14 protein-coding genes, 1 tRNA gene and 1 other RNA gene are annotated in these 17,808 nt (G+C 72.6%); 8 read left to right on the forward strand and 8 right to left on the reverse strand.

The genetic code is table 11. The features are described 5' to 3' along the window. Positions 1–24: 24 nt before the first annotated feature. Both ACZ6WH_RS20315 and ffs read right to left on the reverse strand, forming a co-directional pair. Positions 25–2,706 (reverse strand): DNA polymerase III subunit gamma and tau, encoded by a 2,682-nt coding sequence (locus tag ACZ6WH_RS20315; protein ID WP_469729778.1) that lies wholly within the window; start codon positions 2,704–2,706, stop codon positions 25–27. A 205-nt stretch (positions 2,707–2,911) separates the two neighbouring features. Further along, positions 2,912–3,010: signal recognition particle sRNA small type (ffs, locus tag ACZ6WH_RS20320), an RNA gene on the reverse strand. A gap of 119 nt (positions 3,011–3,129) precedes the next feature. Between ffs and ACZ6WH_RS20325 the strand changes: the two genes are divergently transcribed. From ACZ6WH_RS20325 to ACZ6WH_RS20350, 6 genes are all read left to right on the forward strand, one after another. Next, a tRNA-Ser gene (locus ACZ6WH_RS20325) sits at positions 3,130–3,217 on the forward strand. A 665-nt stretch (positions 3,218–3,882) separates the two neighbouring features. Then, the gene (locus tag ACZ6WH_RS20330) at positions 3,883–5,385 is read left to right on the forward strand and encodes an ATP-binding protein (protein WP_469729779.1); all 1,503 of its coding nucleotides are present in this window, start codon (positions 3,883–3,885) and stop codon (positions 5,383–5,385) included. A gap of 54 nt (positions 5,386–5,439) precedes the next feature. Beyond that, complete coding sequence (locus ACZ6WH_RS20335; protein WP_361553890.1) at positions 5,440–5,826, forward strand: roadblock/LC7 domain-containing protein; 387 nt, start codon at positions 5,440–5,442, stop codon at positions 5,824–5,826. Further along, positions 5,823–6,197: a DUF742 domain-containing protein gene (locus tag ACZ6WH_RS20340; protein WP_469729780.1), complete on the forward strand. Its 375-nt coding sequence runs from the start codon at positions 5,823–5,825 to the stop codon at positions 6,195–6,197. Before ACZ6WH_RS20335 ends, ACZ6WH_RS20340 begins: the two co-directional genes overlap by 4 nt. Beyond that, positions 6,178–6,801: a GTP-binding protein gene (locus ACZ6WH_RS20345; RefSeq protein WP_432857242.1), complete on the forward strand. Its 624-nt coding sequence runs from the start codon at positions 6,178–6,180 to the stop codon at positions 6,799–6,801. The genes ACZ6WH_RS20340 and ACZ6WH_RS20345 overlap by 20 nt, the downstream gene beginning before the upstream one ends. Then, the gene (locus ACZ6WH_RS20350) at positions 6,798–8,294 is read left to right on the forward strand and encodes a cytochrome P450 (protein WP_469729781.1); all 1,497 of its coding nucleotides are present in this window, start codon (positions 6,798–6,800) and stop codon (positions 8,292–8,294) included. Before ACZ6WH_RS20345 ends, ACZ6WH_RS20350 begins: the two co-directional genes overlap by 4 nt. On the opposite strand, the gene ACZ6WH_RS20355 is transcribed toward ACZ6WH_RS20350, so the two are convergent. Together ACZ6WH_RS20355 and ACZ6WH_RS20360 are read right to left on the reverse strand one after the other, a co-directional pair. Beyond that, positions 8,283–9,590 carry a pyridoxal phosphate-dependent aminotransferase gene (locus tag ACZ6WH_RS20355; RefSeq protein WP_469729782.1) on the reverse strand — a complete coding sequence of 436 codons (1,308 nt, stop codon included), beginning with the start codon at positions 9,588–9,590 and terminating at the stop codon, positions 8,283–8,285. The two genes, ACZ6WH_RS20350 and ACZ6WH_RS20355, sit on opposite strands and share 12 nt — an antisense overlap. 5 nt (positions 9,591–9,595) lie before the next feature. Continuing rightward, positions 9,596–10,768, reverse strand: coding sequence for a tryptophan dimethylallyltransferase family protein (locus tag ACZ6WH_RS20360; RefSeq protein WP_469730010.1), 1,173 nt, complete (start codon positions 10,766–10,768; stop codon positions 9,596–9,598). 352 nt (positions 10,769–11,120) lie between these two features. Here ACZ6WH_RS20360 and ACZ6WH_RS20365 point away from each other — a divergent pair, with 352 nt between their 5' ends. Both ACZ6WH_RS20365 and ACZ6WH_RS20370 read left to right on the forward strand, forming a co-directional pair. Beyond that, positions 11,121–11,741 carry a DUF4232 domain-containing protein gene (locus tag ACZ6WH_RS20365; protein WP_469729783.1) on the forward strand — a complete coding sequence of 207 codons (621 nt, stop codon included), beginning with the start codon at positions 11,121–11,123 and terminating at the stop codon, positions 11,739–11,741. A 483-nt stretch (positions 11,742–12,224) separates the two neighbouring features. After that, positions 12,225–12,491, forward strand: a complete 267-nt coding sequence (locus ACZ6WH_RS20370; protein WP_432857231.1) for a hypothetical protein — start codon at positions 12,225–12,227, stop codon at positions 12,489–12,491. 75 nt (positions 12,492–12,566) lie between these two features. Here the strand turns inward: ACZ6WH_RS20370 and ACZ6WH_RS20375 are convergent, their stop codons facing one another. From ACZ6WH_RS20375 to ACZ6WH_RS20390, 4 genes are read right to left on the reverse strand one after another with little or no spacing between them, the layout of a single operon-like run. Next, a complete protein-coding gene (locus ACZ6WH_RS20375; protein WP_469729784.1) occupies positions 12,567–14,273 on the reverse strand; it encodes an ABC transporter ATP-binding protein in 1,707 nt (568 codons plus the stop codon). After that, positions 14,270–15,154 (reverse strand): ABC transporter permease subunit, encoded by an 885-nt coding sequence (locus tag ACZ6WH_RS20380; protein WP_469729785.1) that lies wholly within the window; start codon positions 15,152–15,154, stop codon positions 14,270–14,272. The genes ACZ6WH_RS20375 and ACZ6WH_RS20380 overlap by 4 nt, the downstream gene beginning before the upstream one ends. After that, entirely contained in the window at positions 15,151–16,155 is a 1,005-nt protein-coding gene (locus tag ACZ6WH_RS20385; RefSeq protein WP_469729786.1) for an ABC transporter permease, read from the reverse strand. Before ACZ6WH_RS20385 ends, ACZ6WH_RS20380 begins: the two co-directional genes overlap by 4 nt. After that, complete coding sequence (locus tag ACZ6WH_RS20390; RefSeq protein WP_469729787.1) at positions 16,152–17,741, reverse strand: ABC transporter substrate-binding protein; 1,590 nt, start codon at positions 17,739–17,741, stop codon at positions 16,152–16,154. Before ACZ6WH_RS20390 ends, ACZ6WH_RS20385 begins: the two co-directional genes overlap by 4 nt. Positions 17,742–17,808 lie beyond the last annotated feature (67 nt).

Raw genomic sequence — 17,808 nt, forward strand, 5'->3', positions numbered from 1 at the left:
ACTCGCTGTCGTCGCCCCACGAGATCACTCGTTGTTGTACTCCTCTATGACCGTCGCACCCAGCTCGCGGACGATGAGGTCGTAGCCGCTCAGCGCCGAGTCGACGAGATCGGCGTCGTCCTCCGCCGGCATGTCCTCCTCGATCGACATGGGCGGGGGCTCCGGTTCGCGGTACGCCGGCTCGGCAGCCGGACCCGGCGCCTGCGGGGCTGCGGCCGAGGCCACGGCCTGCCGCGCCCGCTGCGCGCCCTGGCCGCCGCCCGCGCCGGCGCTCCGGTCGGGCCCGCCCTGCGCGGGCGGTGCGGGCGCCGCCGCGGGCTGGGACGGGCCGGCCGGGGCACCGCCGCCGCCGAAGCCGCCACCACCGCCGCCGAAGCCGCCACCGCTCGCGCCGCTGCCGCCGAAGCCGCCGCCGCGCGGGGCCGGGCCGCCGCTCGGCGGGCTGGCGCCGCCCGACGGGTCGATGATCGCCTCGACCCGCCACTGCACGCCGAACCGCTCGGCCAGCGCCTCCCGCAGCACGTCCTCGCTGCCGCCGTTCGCGAAGCTGTCGCGCGCGCCGGCATTGGGGAAGCCGACCTGCAGCGTCGTGCCGTCGAACCCGGCCACCTGAGCGTTCTGGCTGAGCAGGATCCAGGTGAAACGCCGCTTGCCCTTCACCGCCTCCAGGATGTCCGGCCACATCTGCCGTACCTGCTGGGTCCCCTGGGCGTTGCTCTGCCCACCGGCCCCCGGCGCGCCCCCGCCCTGCTGGGCCGCGGGCTGCTGCGGGGCCGCCGGCTGCGGTGCGGACGGCTGAGGGGCGTACGACGGCTGCCCGCCGGACTGCTGTACGGGGGCGCCGCCCTGGCCGCCGCCCGCCTGGCTCCCGGGCGCGGCCGCGGTCGGCCAGCCGCCCGGCCTCCGGCCACCGGCCGCGCCGCCCTCGGCACCGCCCGCCGCCGGTCCGCCCTGAGGTCCGCTCTGCGGTCCGGCACCGCCGGCGGTCGGCCAGGCCCCGGGCCGCTGCCCGGACTCCTCACCGGCGCCACCGGGGCCGCTCGCACCGCCGGGCCCGCTCGCGCTGCCCGGCCAGGCGCCCGGCCGACGCTCCCCGGCTCCGGCCTCCTCGCCGGCCCCCGCGGGCTGCCCGCCGTCACCCGGCGTACGGCCCGGCTGCTGCGCGCCCGAAGGCCACGCGCCCGCCGCGGCGCCACCGCTGCCGCCGGGTACGGGCGCCGCGCCCGAGGCATCCCCCGGCGCACTCCCCGCACCGGGCGCCTCCCCGGCCCCGCCGCCCGCGGGACCACCTGTCGGGCCAACCGCCGGTGCGGCCGCCGGGCCGTTCCCCGTACCTCCTCCGGTGCCGCCTCCCGCGCCTCCCATGGCGCCGCGCACCGCGGCCCGTGCCGCCGCGGGACCGCTCGGCCCCGCCGGCACGCCCGGCGCCGCATGGGTGTCGGGCCCGGGCACGTACCCCGCGGCGGGCTCGCCGCCGGACTGCACGACCGGCATCCCGGCCGCGCCCGGTGCGCCGCCCGGCATGCCGCCGCCGAGGGCCGCGACGCCGACCCCGCGCTCCAGGCGGTCCAGCCGTGCCTGCATCGAGCGCTCGTCGTCGTACGCGGCGGGCAGCAGCACCCGCGCGCAGATCAGCTCCAGCTGCAGCCGCGGCGAGGTGGCCCCGCGCATCTCCGTCAGGCCGGAGTTGACCAGGTCCGCGGCGCGGCTGAGCTCCGCGGCGCCGAAGACGGACGCCTGGGCCTCCATCCGCTCCACGACGTCGGCCGGGGCGTCGATCAGCCCCTTCTCCGCCGCGTCCGGCACGGCCGCCAGGATCACCAGGTCGCGCAGCCGCTCCAGCAGGTCCGCGACGAACCGACGGGGGTCGTTGCCGCCCTCGATCACCCGCTCCACGACCTCGAAGGCCGCCGCCCCGTCCCCGGAGGCGAACGCCTCCACGATCGAGTCCAGCAGCGACCCGTCCGTGTACCCCAGCAGGGCCGTGGCCATGGCGTATGTCACACCGTCGGCACCGGCGCCGGCCAGCAGCTGGTCCATCACCGACATCGAGTCACGCACCGAACCGGCGCCGGCCCGTACGACCAGGGGCAGCACGCCCTCGTCGACCGGGATCTCCTCCCGGCCGCACACCTCGTGCAGGTAATCGCGCAGGGTGCCGGGCGGCACCAGCCGGAACGGGTAGTGGTGCGTACGCGACCGGATCGTCCCGATGACCTTCTCGGGCTCGGTGGTCGCGAAGATGAACTTCAGATGCTCCGGCGGCTCCTCGACCACCTTCAGCAGGGCGTTGAAGCCCGCCGAGGTGACCATGTGCGCCTCGTCGATGATGTAGATCTTGTACCGGCTGCTGGCGGGCCCGAAGAAGGCCTTCTCGCGCAGCTCGCGCGCGTCGTCCACACCACCGTGCGACGCGGCGTCGATCTCGATGACGTCGATCGATCCGCGGCCGTTGCGCGCGAGGTCGACGCAGCTGTGGCACTCCCCGCAGGGGTTCGGAGTGGGACCTTGCTCACAGTTGAGGCAGCGCGCCAGGATCCGCGCGCTGGTCGTCTTGCCGCAGCCGCGGGGTCCGCTGAAGAGATACGCGTGGTTGACGCGGTTGTTCCGCAGGGCCTGCTGCAGCGGGTCGGTCACGTGCTCTTGCCCGATGACCTCGGCGAAGGTCTCGGGGCGGTAGCGGCGGTACAGCGCAAGGGATGACACGCATACGACGATATCGGCCCGCACCGACAACCGGTCCCCGCCGACGATGCCCGCGGCCACCCTCGGAGCGGAGGCGCCCGCCCCCGCGCCTTCGACCGGCCCGACCGCCCGTACTGAAGGCCGCCCGCCGTGAAGGCCGCCCGTCCTGGGGGCCGCCCTTCCTACGGGTCCTGCCTACGGGCCGCCCCGCCCGCCGGGGCCCGGGAACGCAAACGCCCCCCACGCACCCGCCAGAGCCGACCTACCCTTGCTGCCTTCCGGCCCTGGGGGAGTTCAGTCAGATAGCGCCACGTGAGGGGCTGCGCCCACAGTACCTGATCCAGCGCCCCCGAAACGACCCTCACCCCCACCCCCCGACCCGGGCGGATCACCCCCGGGGATCGAGTTCGCGAGCACTCCCCCACGTCATGTAATGTCTCCAGCGGAGGATTCGCCTAGAGGCCTAGGGCGCACGCTTGGAAAGCGTGTTGGGGGCAACCCCTCACGAGTTCGAATCTCGTATCCTCCGCCAGTGCCTCACCGGGCACTACGTCGAAGGGCCCCACCGCTTGCGGTGGGGCCCTTCGACGTTCTTGTGGCGGTTGCGGCGCTTCCGCCTCGCTTATCAACTCGTGTGAGCCCACTCACTCAAGCCCCTGCGGAAGCAAGCCCCTCAGTGGGCAAGCCCCTCACCGGGCGGGCCCCTGGACAAAGCCGGGCACCCCGACAAGGACGCTGGTTTGCTGCGTCTTCGCGTCATATGGCGTGCAAGCCGCGTGACTCGGACATAATCGTGCACCCGCCCCTTTGAGCCGGTCGCCGGCCGCGAATAAGGGATCGGAAGATTTCAGCGAATGGCCAGCACCAAACGATTCTGCTGAATTTCGCACGTGAGTGCATTCATGTGTTATGTGCACTCGCCCCACGGAGCTAATCCCACACCGCTATGCTCATTGCCGCGCAGCGAGTTGCGACGGAAACAACGCGTCGCTGCTGGCTGTGGCGATGCCGCCCACCGCACGAGGGCTCGGGCGTCCTGGGGACCCGGCTCCGCGCGGAATGCCGATTAGTCATGTGCGGCGACCGATTTCCGGTGCGCGTGGCCCGACGGTCGCCCGTTGTTCCCAGCCCTTTTCCCGGGCCCGTGAATGCCGTGCATGACGCCCAATTCCTTCCCTTAGTGCTCTGAGGATGCCGATGGTCCGTGCTGATGCGTCACCCGGAAGGCCGGGGCCCGCCGCCACCACGATGTGGCTGCTGCCGCCCGCACTACTGGCCATATGTACGGCCGTTGCCGCCTCGTCGGTGCCTCCGACGGCCCGCCCCTACGCCGTCTGGATCGGCATCGTCGCGACGGCAGCGGTGGCCGTCGCGGCCGCGGCGGCGGCCCGCCGGGGCCGCACCATCGACGAACTCCGCCGGCAGTACGCCGCGAGAGAGGAGTTCCTGCAGCGGCAGCTGGCCGAGCAGGAGACCGAGACCGTACGGATGGCCAAGGAGACGCTGCCCGCGGCCATGGCCCGGCTGCAGAAGGGCAACTCGGTCGAGGACGTACTGCGCACCACCAGCCCGGTGTCCCGCGTCAGTCCGCGCTTCGAGGCCGCGCACCACGGTGTCCTGCGCTACGTCCTGCAGACCGTGGAGGCCGAGGAGGACCTGCGTGACTCCGCCCAGCGGGCGTTCGTCAACATCGCCCGCCGCGTCCAGGCCATCGTTCACCAGCAGGCCCTGGAACTGCGGGAGATGGAGGACAAGCACGGCCAGGACCCCGAGGTCTTCAACGACCTGCTGCACCTGGACCACAGGACCGCGCTGATCGGCCGGCTCGCGGACAGCATCGCCGTACTGGGCGGGGCGCGGCCGGGGCGTCAGTGGCAGAAAGACATTCCGCTGTTCAACGTGTTGCGCGGCGCCATGTCCCGGATCACCGACTACCGCCGGGTGGACCTGCACTCGGTGGCGGACGTCGGCATTCTCGGCCGCGCCGCCGAGCCGCTGATCCACGCCGTGGCCGAGCTCCTGGACAACGCCACCCGCTACTCCCCGCCCCAGACCCGGGTCCATCTGACCGCGTCCGAGGTGCAGTCCGGCGTGGCCGTCGAGATCGAGGACGCCGGGCTCGGGCTGACCGACGAGGCCCGGATCCGCGCCGAGCACGCCCTGGCCCAGGACGCGGCCAGCGGGCTGGACCTGGACGACCTGGGTGAGTCGCCGCGGCTCGGCCTGGCGGTGGTCGGCCGGCTGTCCCACACGAACCACTTCAAGGTGTCCCTGCGGGTCTCCGCGTACGGCGGCGTACGCGTCGTACTGATCGTCCCGCCCGACCTGGTCACCGTGACTCCGGTGCCCGGCGGGGCGCTGGCCAAGGCACCCAGCCTGCCGCCGCCCCGCGAGCCCTCCAGCTACGGCCGGAAGCCGGTTTCCCGGGCCTCCCTGGAGGAGCCGTCGCCCACCAACGCCCGGCGCACCGCCAACGGTCTCCCGCAGCGCAGGCGGCGTACCCGCGCCCTCTCGCCCCATCTGCGGCCGCCGCAGCAGGCGGCCTCCACCGCCGACTCCCGGTCCTCGGCGGAGGCCGGCGGGCCTCCGCAGGCCGGGTTGTGGATGTCCGCCTTCCTCGAAGGTGTCTCCGGCGAGTCCCGAGCCGATTCCCCAGCGCCTCGTCCCGATGGCCCGATCGATGAAGAGTCCGAGCAGTAACAGAGCCATGAGGTAAGGATGAGTAAGCACGTGGCGACAAAGCAGTGGCTCAATATGGACTGGATGCTGGAGGAATTGGCTTCCAGTGTCCCGCAGACCCGCAATATCGTGGTGCTGTCCTCGGACGGCCTGTGCATGGCGCAATTCGGTACGGACGGCGACGCGGCTGATCGCCTCGCCGCCGCCTGCGCCGGACTGCAGAGCCTTTCGGCGGCCATCGCGGCGGAATTCCCGCACGGCGACGGCCGCATGAAACTCGTCGTGGTCGAGGTCGACGGTGGCTTCTTCTATTTGATGGCGGCCGGCGCCGGGGCTTATCTGGCGGTACTGGCCGACGACGACGTGGACGCCGGCCTCATGGGGCAGCGCATGCGGGACCTGGTCGCCCGGATCGGGCAGCACCTCACCAGCCCACCGCGGTCCGACCGGCAGCTGCCATGAAGGACCCGGAAGAGGCGAAACTCCGGCCCTGGGAAGAGGGCGGACCCGAGCGGCTCTACATCCTCGCGTCCGCCGACCGGAATCCGCCCGAGAAGCGCGTCCCCCTGGACGTGGTCACGCTGATCGTGAGCCGCAGCGAGGCCGGTTCGGGCATGCAGCCCGAACGCGCCGCCATCGTCGGCATCTGCGATTACCCGCTCTCCGTCGCCGAGATCTCCGCGTATCTCAAGCTGCCGGTCAGCGTGGTCACCATTCTGCTCACGGGCCTGCTGGAGAGCGGCCACGTGGAAGCCCGGGCGTCGATCCCCGCCAAGTCGATGCCCGATGTCGAACTCTTGGAGGCGGTGATGCATGGACTACAGAATCTCTGAGCCCGTCGTCGGTCCTCGGTCCGAAGACGTCCTGCCGGAATCGGTCACCACAGCGGTGAAGGTCGTCGTCGTCGGCGGCTTCGGCGTCGGGAAGACCACCCTCGTCGGATCGGTCAGTGAGATCAGACCGCTCACCACCGAGGAGACCATGACGCAGGCCGGGGCCGGGGTGGACGACATCGCCGGCGTCGAGCGCAAGAGCGAGACGACCGTGGCGATGGACTTCGGCCGGATCACCCTCAGCGACGAACTGGTCCTGTACGTCTTCGGCACCCCCGGTCAGCAGCGCTTCTGGTTCCTGTGGGACGGCCTCTTCGAAGGCGCGCTCGGCGCCGTGGTCCTGGTCGACGCCCGGCGGCTGGAGGACAGCTTCGACGTGATGGGCCGGCTCGAAGAGCGCGGGGTGCCCTTCATCGTCGCCATCAACTCCTTCCCGGACGCGCCCTCCTATCCGGTGTCCGACCTCCGGGAGGCCCTGGACATCCCCGACGCGGTACCGGTGATCGATTGCGACGCCCGCGAACGCGCCTCCAGCCGCGACGGCCTGCTGTCCCTCGTGCGCTATCTGCACGCCCTCACCACCACGACCACGGAGCCACGGTGACCTCCTCCTCCCCCGACCAGACCCGCCCCACGTCGCTGCCCGGGCCGCCTCCGGAGTGTCCGGCGCACGCCGGGTCCGGGAGTACCGACGGACTGGCGCGGCTCTTCGGCCCCGAGGCGGCCGCGGACCCCATGGGCCTGTACGAGCGCCTGCGCGCCGAGCACGGCCCCGTCGCGCCCGTCCTGCTCGACGGCGACCTGCCGGCCTGGATCGTGCTCGGCTACCGGGAGATCCTGGAGGTCGCCGGTACGCCCGGCCGGTTCAGCCGCGACTCCCGTACGTGGCGCTGGTTCAAGGAGGGGAAGGTCCCGCCGGACTCCCCGCTGCTCCCGATGATCGCCTGGCAGCCGGTCTGCCTGTTCCTGGACGGGGCGGAACGCGACCGGCTGCGGCTGGCGGTCACCGACAGCCTGGAGCGCTTCAACCGGCGCGGTATCCGGCGGCACATCACCCGCTTCACGCACCAGCTGGCCGACGGCTTCGCGGAGCGGGGGGAGGCCGATCTGGCCGGCGAGTTCGCCGAACAGCTGCCCATGCTCGTGCTGACGCAGCTCCTGGGCATGTCCGACGATTTCGGGCCGCGGCTGGTCGCGGCCAGCCGGGACATGGTGGCGGGCACCGAGACGTCCGTGGCCAGCAACGAGTTCATCGTGGAGACGCTCGCGGAGCTCGTACGGCGCAAACGCAAGGACCGCGGCCACGACATCACGTCCTGGCTGATCGACCACTCCTCCGGGCTGACCGACGAGGAGGTGTGGAACCACCTGCGGGTCATCCTCATCGCGGCGAACGAGACCACGGTCAACCTGCTCAAGAGCACGCTGCGGATGGTGCTGACCGACCCCCGTTGCCACGCGTCGCTGGCCGGCGGGCAGATGACCCTGCCGGACGTGGTGGAGCAGGTGCTCTGGAGCGAGCCGCCGCTGATGACCATCCCCGGCCGCTGGGCCGCCGTGGACACGGAGGTCGGCGGTCAGAAGGTCGCGGCGGGCGACATGCTGCTGCTCGGGCTGGCCGCCGGGAATTACGACCCGGCCGTCCGGCCGGACCCCACGACCCCGCTGCACGGGAACCGCGGGCATCTCGCGTTCAGCAGCGGCCCCCAGGAGTGCCCCGGCCAGAACATCGGGCGCGCCATCGCCGACACCGGCATCGACGCGCTGCTGGCGCGGCTGCCCGACATCCGGCTCAGCATCCCCGAGGAGGACCTGCGCTGGACGTCGGGCTGGATGACGCGCCATCTGGCCAGTCTGCCGGTGACGTTCACCGCGTCCCGGCGCCGCTCCCCCGCACCGCCCGACGATGCGGCGGGTGACGTGCCGGCGCCCGGCGGCCCCGCCGGCGACGCCCGGGACGCGTCGGCGGTGACCGGCCCGAGGCCCGCCGCCGGGTTCCCGGTTCCCCCCGCTCCCCCGTTCCCGCCCCCGGCGGTGCCGGTTCCCCGGCGTCGTAGGTCCTGGTGGGGCTCGCTGAAGGCGTGGCTACGGGGATGAGGAGGTCCGGAGGGCTCGTGATGGGAGGGACCGCGCGCGTACGGAAAGCCCGGTGACGGCCTTTTCCACGCGGTTGAGCGCCTCTTCCATCACCGCCCGGGACGTGGCGTAGCTGATGCGGATGTTGCCTTCGGCGCCGGGGCCGAACCACTCCGTCGTACCGGCCACCACCGCCACCCGGGCTTCCGCCAGGAGGAATTCGCCCATCGCGCGGCTGTTCAGGCCGGTGGCCGACACATCGGGAAACAGCACGAATGTGCCGTCCGGGCGGCCGCACGACATTCCCGGAATCGCGTTCAGCCGCGCCACGCAGTAGTCCCGGGTCTCCCGCAGGTGTGCCAGGAACGCGTTCCGCCAGGGCCAGCCGTGGCGCAGCGCGGCCAGCGCGCCGGCCTGGGTGAAGGGCGTCAGACTGTACGCGGCGCCGAGTCGCTGGAAGATGCGCTGGAGGCCGTTCGCCTCGCGCGCATTCGGGGCGATCACGAATCCCATCCGAAGGCCGGGCAGGGCAAAGGTCTTGGAGAGTCCGGTCACCGTGTGAATGCGCGGACCGGTCTCCATGTCCAGGCTCGCCATGCTGACGTGCGCGCCGGGCGGGTACACGATTTCGTTCCAGACCTCGTCGGAAAGGACCGGGATTCCGTGCCGGCCCGCTGTTTCCGCCACCGCGCGGAGGGTTTCCTCGGGGAAGACCGTGCCCAGGGGGTTGTGCGGGTTGCACATGCAGATCAGTGCGGTGCGCGGGGTGATCAGGGAGGCGAGCCGGTCCGGGTCGAGCCGCCCCGTCCTCTTGTCCACGGGGCAATGGACGCGTTGGGCTCCCGCGGCGTCTATGGCCTGGCCGAAGAGCAGATCCACCGGATCCAGCAATATGCATTCGTCGCCCTGCCCGCACAGCAGGTGCACCACGCCCCAGAGTGCGGCTGCCGTGCCCGGTGCCGGCACCACGCGGTCGGGGTGTGCGCCTATCCCGTAACGGTCCTCGGCCACCTCCGCGAACGTCTCCCGGAGTTCGTCGAGTCCCTCCGGTGACGCATAGGGAAAGTAGCCGTCGGCCAGCGCCGAGATCATGGCGTCGGTCACCACCTGCGGGCCGGGGAAATCCGGTTCGGCGGCGGTCAGCGGAATGACGTCGGGCGGATAGGCGCCCCACCGTATGTGCGAACGGTTCCGGAGCAGGCCGGGCCGGACATGCGCGTCGTCGAAAAGCGAGCCCATCGCCTCACGCGTCGCACCGTGGTTCTCGTCGTGCGCCACCTCGTGGCGCGCCGCATGCTCCATCTCGTGGAGCGGCATGGCGCTCAGCCCCGCTGGTAACGGGCGGGCGGATACCGGTCGTACAGCTCCGAGGACCAGTACGTGGTCACCCGGGGAAGGCCGTGCTGCACACGTGCCGACGCGTACGTGTGGATGCCCCGGCCGTCCGGGAGCGGACGGCGCGCCACATGGTCCAGCAGGGCGCGGTAGCCGCTGTCGGGAAGGCCCAGGTCGGCCATGACCGCGCTGATGCGGTCCCGTACGGTCAGATCGCTCTCGGCGTGCACCCACAGGGGGACGTACAGCGTCGCGGACACCGGGAGATGCCCGCCGGCGGCCGCGAAGGTCAGATTGCTGACGAGCGGCTGGTCCCGCACCTCTCCCGCCCTCCCGGTCACCTTGCGGCAGAATTCCCCGAGGAATCCCCTCTCGTGCTGGGCCGATATCTCCATGCGGGTGTCGAGGTATTCCGGGGTGACGGCGTAGTGCCGGAAATACACCTTCACGCGCGACTCGGGTCCGTCGGCCAGGTCGAGACTGACGTAGACGATCCGGTCGAGGTCGAATCCGCGATCGGCATAGTCGGCGATCGCGGTCCAGGACTTCCCGAATCCCAGCCGGTCCAGCGCCTCGTGCGTCCGCTCGGCGGCGGACATGCTGCGGTCGGCGTCGGGATTCAGGTAGACCTTGAACTCGGGCTGCTCGGTGGGAGTGAAGACCACCGCGTGCATCATGGCGAATCCTGTCGGTTCCTCGTCCGGGAGGAACAGGTCCGTTATTTTCGCCAGCCGGTCGCCGTCCGCGCCGAAGTCCTGGACGAGTATCCGGGTGAGCTCGGCCGCCGATTGCTGTGCGGCCGGTGTGGTCAGCCGGTCCGGCAGGGCCTCGACCAGCACGCGGACCTCTCGGCAGTGCCTCGAAAAGGCCGCGGAGAACTCGATCGGCGACCCGTCGGCGCACACGTCCGAATGCCAATGTGGTCGCTCACCTATCCGCTCCCCGCCCCATGGCGAGAGCATTCCGCGCAGTACCCTTGCGCCTTGCTCGACATCCATCCCCGCGCTGTCCAGAAGACGCGCGAGGGTGGAAACCCCGTAATCCACGAATGACACGCCGGCAGGCGCCCTCGAATCCGTACGCAGTGCCACCACGAAATTCCTCCGCTCACCGGGTTTCGCCGTACCGTGCGCTTGCTTCGTCGGCCGATCGGCCAGCACCAAGAGGGTTGGATGCCCCTGAATGCCGCATCACTCAGGGGGCGACGGCTGTCGCCGTTTCCCTGAAATCCGAGGCCCCTTCACAAATAACGAAGCTTCTTCCGGCTCAACAGCGGCGCGCGGGGGGCTTGCATGGGTGTCCACCGACAGTGCCACGCGCCCATGTCGGACGAATGTGCACGCTGTCACCCAGAGGGACGGGGCTGGTCTCACCATCCGGAACTGTTTGTCACGGCCACGTACCAGGAGATGATCATGCGCAACGCCTCCGGCGTCGGCCGGGTCCCAGTGACCGGCAAGGCTCACTCGCGAGGAGTGGGCACTCCCCCCACACATCCCCCAAGGAGAAACGATGCGCGCTCAGAAGCTGTCCCTACTGGCCGTGGCGGTCGCCGCCGGCCTCTCGCTCACCGCCTGCCAGGGCGGGGACAGCACCTCCGCGAGCGGCAGCAGCAGTGACAGCTCCTCGTCGCAGGGCTCCGGGGGCAGCAGCGCGCCCGCGGACGACAACGCGACCGGCTCGGAGTCCGGTTCGAGCAGCGGCGGCTCCGCGGGCTCCGGCGGGAGCGGCCCCTCGGGCTCCGGCTCCTGCAAGACCTCGCAGCTCGACTTCAGCAGCTCCCACGGCATGAGCGAGGGCACGACCCTCATCAACCTCAAGAACACCGGGTCCGCCACCTGCAGCCTCCAGGGCTTCCCCGGCGTGGACCTGAAGGGCAAGGACGGCACGATCAGCGCCACCCGCAGCAAGATCGGCCCGTCGAAGGTCGACGTCGCGCCCGGCGAGGAGACCCGCTTCACCCTCCACCACCCGATGAACGACTCCGGCGGCAGCGGCGTGACCTTCACGTCCCTCCTCGTCACCCCGCCCGGTGAGACCCACTCGCACTCCCTCCCCCTGAACATCAACGTCCCCGCCTCCGACAGCACCACGCCGGCCATCACGGTCGACCCGGTCGGCGCCGGCAAGTAACGGCGTCAGCAGCGGCACCTCCCGCCGGGCCCCGACGGACCATGTCGGGGCCTTCGCCGTACCGGGCCTCGCCCCGACGTACTCCGCGCACCGGCCGGACCCGCCCACAACTCCCTCGGCTCCCCGCCCGACGCCCGCCTCGACGCACACACCGAAATGCCCGGTCGGCACCGCGTACGCCCCCTCCCGCGCAATGCCCGGCCCTCTCCGGTACACCCGGGCCGCGCGGCTCCGCATGCCCGCGACCGGCGTACGGCCCGAAGCGACAGCCACCCGCCCGAACCCGCAGGCAGCTCCCCCGCACACCTTGCGACGACCGGCCCGCATACCGCGGGAACGGCCTCCTGTCACGCCGCGCGCGCCCACAATCCGGCACGGGTCACCGGCACCCGAAGGGGCCTGAGAAGCAGGCGTGCGGGCGCGTATGGGGTGTCCCCCGAGGGGTACCGGAGCGCGGTTGGTCCTTCAGAGGGGGAGACTCGGATGACAACACCGCCTCAAGAATGCGTCGTACTCAACATCCCGCAGGGACTGCGACTGAACCTGCTGGGCCTCGTCGTCGAAATCGGCCAGGTACGCATCGTCGCCGACCGGGCAGGCCTGCTCGGCAACCTCATCGCCTCCTTGACCTGCGGTGGCGGCACAGCCGCAGCGCAAAGCCTTGAGGCCCTGGCACAGATGCTCCGTTCCCAGGAAAAGGCCGCCGGCCCCAACCAGCACGCGCAGGAGCAGGAGACCGCGGGCACATAGCGGCCTGCTCTGCCGATGGCCGGGGGCCCGCACCGCACGGTGCGGGCCCCCGGTCGTGAGCGGGCGGCGGGACGGTCAGACGGACACCTCCGGTGCCCAGGTGTCCGGGGGTTGGAGGAGGGCTGCTGTGGTGGGGTGGGTGGGGGAATCCAGGAGGTGGGGGGTGGGGCCGTGTTCGGCCAGGCGGCCGTGGTCGAGGACGGCGGTGTGGGTGGCGAGGGCGGCGGTGTCGCGGTCGTGGGTGATCAGTACCAGGGCCAGGTCGGGGCGGGTGCGGAGCAGGCCGGTGAGGTGAGCCAATAGCGACCGGCGGGTGAGGGTGTCCAGGCCCGAGGTGATCTCGTCGCAGATGAGGACGCGGGGGCGGGCCAGGAGGGCGCGGGCCAGGGCGGCGCGCTGCAGTTCGCCGCCGGAGAGCCGCTGGGGGTGGCGGCGGACGAGGTCGGCGGGGAGGCCGAGGGCGGCGAGGGTGTCGTCCGCCTCGGTCAGTGCCTCGGCGGTGGGGACGTTGCGCAGCCGGACGGCGGTGCGGGCCACCTGGTCCAGGACGGGGCGGTGTTCGTCGAAGGCGGCGCGGGCGTCCTGGAAGACGTACTGGACGGCGGCGAGTTGTTCGCGGGTGCGGGTGCGGAGGCTGCGCGGCAGGACCTCGCCGTCGAGCCGGATCTCGCCGTCGTAGGTGCGGTGCAGGCCGGCCATGCAGCGGCCGAGGGTCGTCTTGCCGCTGCCCGACCTGCCCACCACGGCCAGGCACTCACCGGCGCCGAGGGAGAGGCCGGGGAGGTGGAGGACGGGGGTGCGGTGGTGGTGGGCGGTGAGGGAGGGGATGTGGAGGAGGGGGGCTTCGGGAACCGTGCGGGGTTCTGAGGCGGCGGCGTCGCCGCGGCCACCGGCTCCGGCGACGGACGGGCCTCCCGCCGCGGCGTCCACCGAGGTGGTGGCCGGAGTGGCTTCGGACGCGAGGAGTTCGCGGGTCCAGGGGTGCTGCGGGGCCTGCCGGAGGCGGTCCGGCGGGCCGGATTCGAGGATGCGGCCCGCGCGCAGGACGTGGAGGTCGTCGGCCAGGGCCCGTACGACGTCCAGATCGTGGCTGAGGAGGAGTACGGCGATGCCCCGGCGGGCCACCGCGGCGAGCTGATCGACGATGCGGCGCTTGGTGAGCGCGTCCTGGCCGGTGGTCGGCTCGTCGGCGATCACCACCCGGGCCCCGGTGAGGAGCGCCTGGGCGAGGACGACGCGCTGCTGCTGGCCGCCGGAGAGCTGGTGCGGGTAGCGGCTCAACAGCTCTTCTGCTTCGGTCAGTTGGGCGTCGGCGCAGGCGCGCAGGACCCGTTCGGTGACGGCCGCGCGGCGGTCGCGGCGGGGCAGGTCGCGGACCTGCGCGCGGGCGATGTCGCGGAGGAGGGCGTCGACCCGGCGCGCGGGGTTGAGGGCGGCGGCCGGGTGCTGGGGGACGTAGCCGACGAGGCCGTCCGGTACCCGGACTTCGCCGGTCACCTGCGCACCCTCCGGGTACTCGCCCAGCAGCGCCAGCCCGGTGGTCGTCTTGCCGCTGCCGGAGGCGCCGACGAGCGCGGTGATCCGGCCGGGGTGGAGGCGGAGGGAGACGCCGTCGACGAGGGGGCGGGCGGCGGGGGCCGCATCGTCCGGGCCGCCGCCGCCCGCGGCCGCGGGCCCGTGCTCGCCGGGCCGGCCGCGTTCCGGCATCGCCACCCGCAGGTCCACGATCTCCGCGACCGGTGTGGCCGCGGCGTACAGGGAGGTGGGTTCGGTGCCGTTCACGCGTGCTTCTCCTTCCGGGGCCGCGGCAGGGCGCGGAGGGGCGTCCGGCGTCGGGCCCGGCCCGTCAGCGCCGCGTCGAAGAGCAGGTTGGTGCCCATGGTCAGGGCGACGATCAGTACGGCGGGCAGGACGACGGCCCAGGGCTGGACGAACAGGCCCGTGCGGTTGCGGTCGACCATCACCGCCCAGTCCGCGGCGTCCGGGGCCACGCCGACGCCGAGGAAGGCGGCGGTGGCCACGAGGTAGAGGACGCCGGTCAGCCGGGTTCCGGCGTCGGCGGCGAGGGTGCGCAGGGCCGAGCGGCCGACGTAGCCCACGGCCATCCGCCACCAGCTCTCGCCCTGCATCCGCAGCGCCTCGACCGCCGGACGGGCGGCCGCCTCCGCCGCGGTGGCGCGGATGATGCGCGCGGCGTCCGGGATGTTGACCAGGGCGACGAGCAGCGCGAGGCCCACGGTGCCGGGCGAGAAGACGGCCGCCACCAGCAGGATCAGCAGCAGGGACGGGATCGCGAGGAGCACGTCCAGCGGGCGCATCAGGAGGTCTTCGAGCCGGCGGCGGTGGGTCAGCGCGGCGGCGAGGCCGAGCGGCAGGGCCACCGCGTACGCCAGTACCGTCGCGCAGAGCGCGGTGAGGACGACGGTGCGGCCGCCGAGCAGCACCTGCCGCCAGACGTCCCGGCCGACGAAGTCGGTGCCGGCCCAGTGCCCGCCGCCGAGGGTGAAGGAGGCGGCGCGGGGGCCCGGTTCGCCCGCGAGCAGCGGGCCGAGGAGGGCGAGGAGCAGGGGGGCGGCGACCAGGAGCAGGCCGAGGAGGAAGCGGCCCGGGCGGAGGGGACGTACGGTCCGCCCGGGAGCGCTGCGAGGCGCGGGCGTACTCACGCGGCCACCCCCGCTCGGGGTGCGAACCGGCGGGCCACCAGGTCCGCGCCGAGGTTCAGGACGACTGCGGTGAGGCCGAAGACCACCGCCAGGCCCTGGATGACCGGGACGTCGCGCTCGGCGACGGCGTTCATCAGGACCGTGCCGAGCCCGGGGATCACGAAGAGGGCCTCCACCACGATGACGCCGCACAGCAGCCAGTCGATGGTGCGGGCGAGCTGCTGGGCCGCGGGCGCGACGGCGTTGGGCAGGGCGTGGGTGTACCGGATACGCGCGCCGGCGATGCCGTACCGGCGGGCCTGTGCGGCGTACGGCGACGCCAGCGCGTCGATCATGCCGGCGCGGACCAGCCTTACCAGCGAGCAGACCGGCCGGGCCAGCAGGACGAGCACCGGGAGGACGAGGGCGGCGGGGTGGGCGAGCAGGTCGCTGCCGTAGCCGACGGCGGTCGGCGGGAACCAGCCCAGGCGCAGCGCGAAGACCGTGACGAGGAGGACGCCGAAGGCGAACTCCGGTACGGCGTAGATGCCCAGCGTCACCGCGCTGATGACGCGGTCGGCGAACCGGCCCTCGTGACGGGCCGCGAGGACGCCCAGGCCGAGGGAGAGCGGTACCAGCAGGGCGACGGTGAGGCCGGCGAGCAGCACGGTCGGGCCGACGCCGTTCGCGAGGTACGTGGCGACCGGGCGCCCCGAGGTGAGGGAGGTGCCGAAGTCGCCGTGCAGGAGGCCGGCCGCCCAGTCGGCGAGGCGTTCGTGCGCGGGCCGGTCCAGGTGCAGGGCCTCACGGATCGCGGCGATGCGCGCCGGGTCGGGCTGGTCGCCGGCGAGGGCCACGGCGGCGTCGCCGGGCAGCGCCTCGGTGAGGGCGAAGACCAGCAGGACGACGGCGACGGTCTGGCCGGCGCCGAGCAGCAGCCGGCGGGCCACCCAGGACCGCAGGCCGCTGCCGCGCGCTTCCTTGGTGAAGCGCGCGGCGCTCGGGGCTCCGGTGGCGGTCACGCCAGCCACACCTTGTCGAAGCGGGCCCAGTCCAGGGTGTTGGCGGGCGCTTCGTGCGTGACGCCCCGGACGTTCTTCGCCGTCCCGAGGATCCAGTCGGCGAAACCCCAGACCAGGAAGCCGCCCTCGGCGTACAGACGGCGCTGCATGCGTCCGTAGACGGCGGCCCGCTCCTTCTTGTCCTTGGTCGACTGGGCCTGCTGGTAGAGGGCGTCGAAGTCCTTGTGGTGCCACTGGGTGGCGTTGGTGGTGGAGTCGGTGAGGAGGCGCTGGGAGAGGTGGGACTCGATGGGCATGGCGCCGGAGCGGTAGCTGGCGAGCGTCCCGGAGTCCAGGGTGTCGGCCCAGTAGGTGTCCTTGCTGCCCGTCCGGACCTTCACCCGTACCCCGGCCTTCGCGGCCTGGTCGCGGAAGATCGACGCGGCCTCGGTGAAGCCGGACGCGACGTCGGAGGTGTCCAGGGTGACCTTCAGGCCGTCGGCGCCCGCCTTCTTCAGCAGGTGGCGGGCCTTGTCGAGGTCCTGGGTGCGCTGCGGCAGGCCGTCGGCGTAGTACTCGTACCCCTTGCCGAACAGGTCGTTGCCGATCTCACCGGCGCCGGACAGCGCGCCCTCGACCAGCTCCTTGCGGTCGGCGATCAGGAAGAACGCCTCGCGGACCCGCTTGTCGTCGAACGGCGCGCGGTCGGTCTTCATGGCGAACGCCTGCATGGCGCTGTTGCGCAGCCTGATGATCTCGATCTGGCCCTTGCCCTCGTGGGCGCGGGCGGTGGTCGGGGTCAGTTCGTGGGCGTACTCGACCTGTCCGCCCAGGAGGGAGTTGACGCGGGCCGACTCCTCGTTGGCGACGAGGAACTCCAGCCGGTCCAGGTGCGGCGCGCCGTCCCAGTGGTCGCCGTACCGCTCGACGACGGTGGAGCGGCCGGGCGTGAAGGAGACGAAGCGGAACGGGCCGCTGCCCACCGGCTTCCTGTCGAACTCGGTCGCGCCGTCGGGGACGATGTACGCGCCGAACGCGGCGAGCACGTTGGGGAATTCGGCGGTGGGGCGCTTCAGGACGAACTCGACCGTGCGGCGGTCGACGGCCCGGCTCGCCTTGAGGTCGATGGGCTCCAGGGACGCCTTGGCGCGGAAGCCCTCCTTCGGGTCGGCGATGCGGCGGTAGCTGTAGAGGACGTCGTCGGCGGTCACCGGCCCGCCGTCGTGGAAGGTGGCCTTGCGCAGCTTCACCCGCCAGCGGTCCAGGCCGTCGTTCGGCTCCCAGGAGGCGGCCAGCCGCGGCTGTGCCGAGAGGTCGTTGCCGTAGTCGGCGAGCTTGTCGAAGAGGGCCTTGGCCCTGGCGGCGTCGGCGAACAGGTTGGTGCGGTGCGGGTCGAGGGTCTCGCTCGCGCCGCCGCCGGCGAACGCGGCCCGCAGCGTGCCGCCGCGCCGGGGCTTGCCGCCGCCCGCGGCGGCACCGGAGCCGCCGGGGCCGCCGCAGCCCGCGAGCGCGAGCGCGCCGAGCCCGGCCGCGCCGCCGGCGGCTGCGAGGAATCCGCGGCGGCGCAGGCCGGGGAAGCGGGGGTCGTCGAGGGGGGCAGGGGGCATGACGGTGTCCTTCGGGTACGAGGTGCGCGGAACGACGTACGGGTACGAGCGGATGCGGTCAGGCGGT

It is taken from the genome of Streptomyces sp. NPDC050806 (assembly GCF_055586425.1).

Coding starts and splice junctions, on each gene's coding strand:
- ACZ6WH_RS20330 (WP_469729779.1), top strand. CDS start 3,883: ATGGTCCGTGCTGATGCGTCACCCGGAAGGCCGGGGCCCGCCGCCACC.
- ACZ6WH_RS20335 (WP_361553890.1), top strand. CDS start 5,440: ATGGACTGGATGCTGGAGGAATTGGCTTCCAGTGTCCCGCAGACCCGC.
- ACZ6WH_RS20340 (WP_469729780.1), top strand. CDS start 5,823: ATGAAGGACCCGGAAGAGGCGAAACTCCGGCCCTGGGAAGAGGGCGGA.
- ACZ6WH_RS20345 (WP_432857242.1), top strand. CDS start 6,178: ATGGACTACAGAATCTCTGAGCCCGTCGTCGGTCCTCGGTCCGAAGAC.
- ACZ6WH_RS20355 (WP_469729782.1), bottom strand. CDS start 9,590: ATGCCGCTCCACGAGATGGAGCATGCGGCGCGCCACGAGGTGGCGCAC.
- ACZ6WH_RS20365 (WP_469729783.1), top strand. CDS start 11,121: ATGCGCGCTCAGAAGCTGTCCCTACTGGCCGTGGCGGTCGCCGCCGGC.
- ACZ6WH_RS20370 (WP_432857231.1), top strand. CDS start 12,225: ATGACAACACCGCCTCAAGAATGCGTCGTACTCAACATCCCGCAGGGA.
- ACZ6WH_RS20390 (WP_469729787.1), bottom strand. CDS start 17,741: ATGCCCCCTGCCCCCCTCGACGACCCCCGCTTCCCCGGCCTGCGCCGC.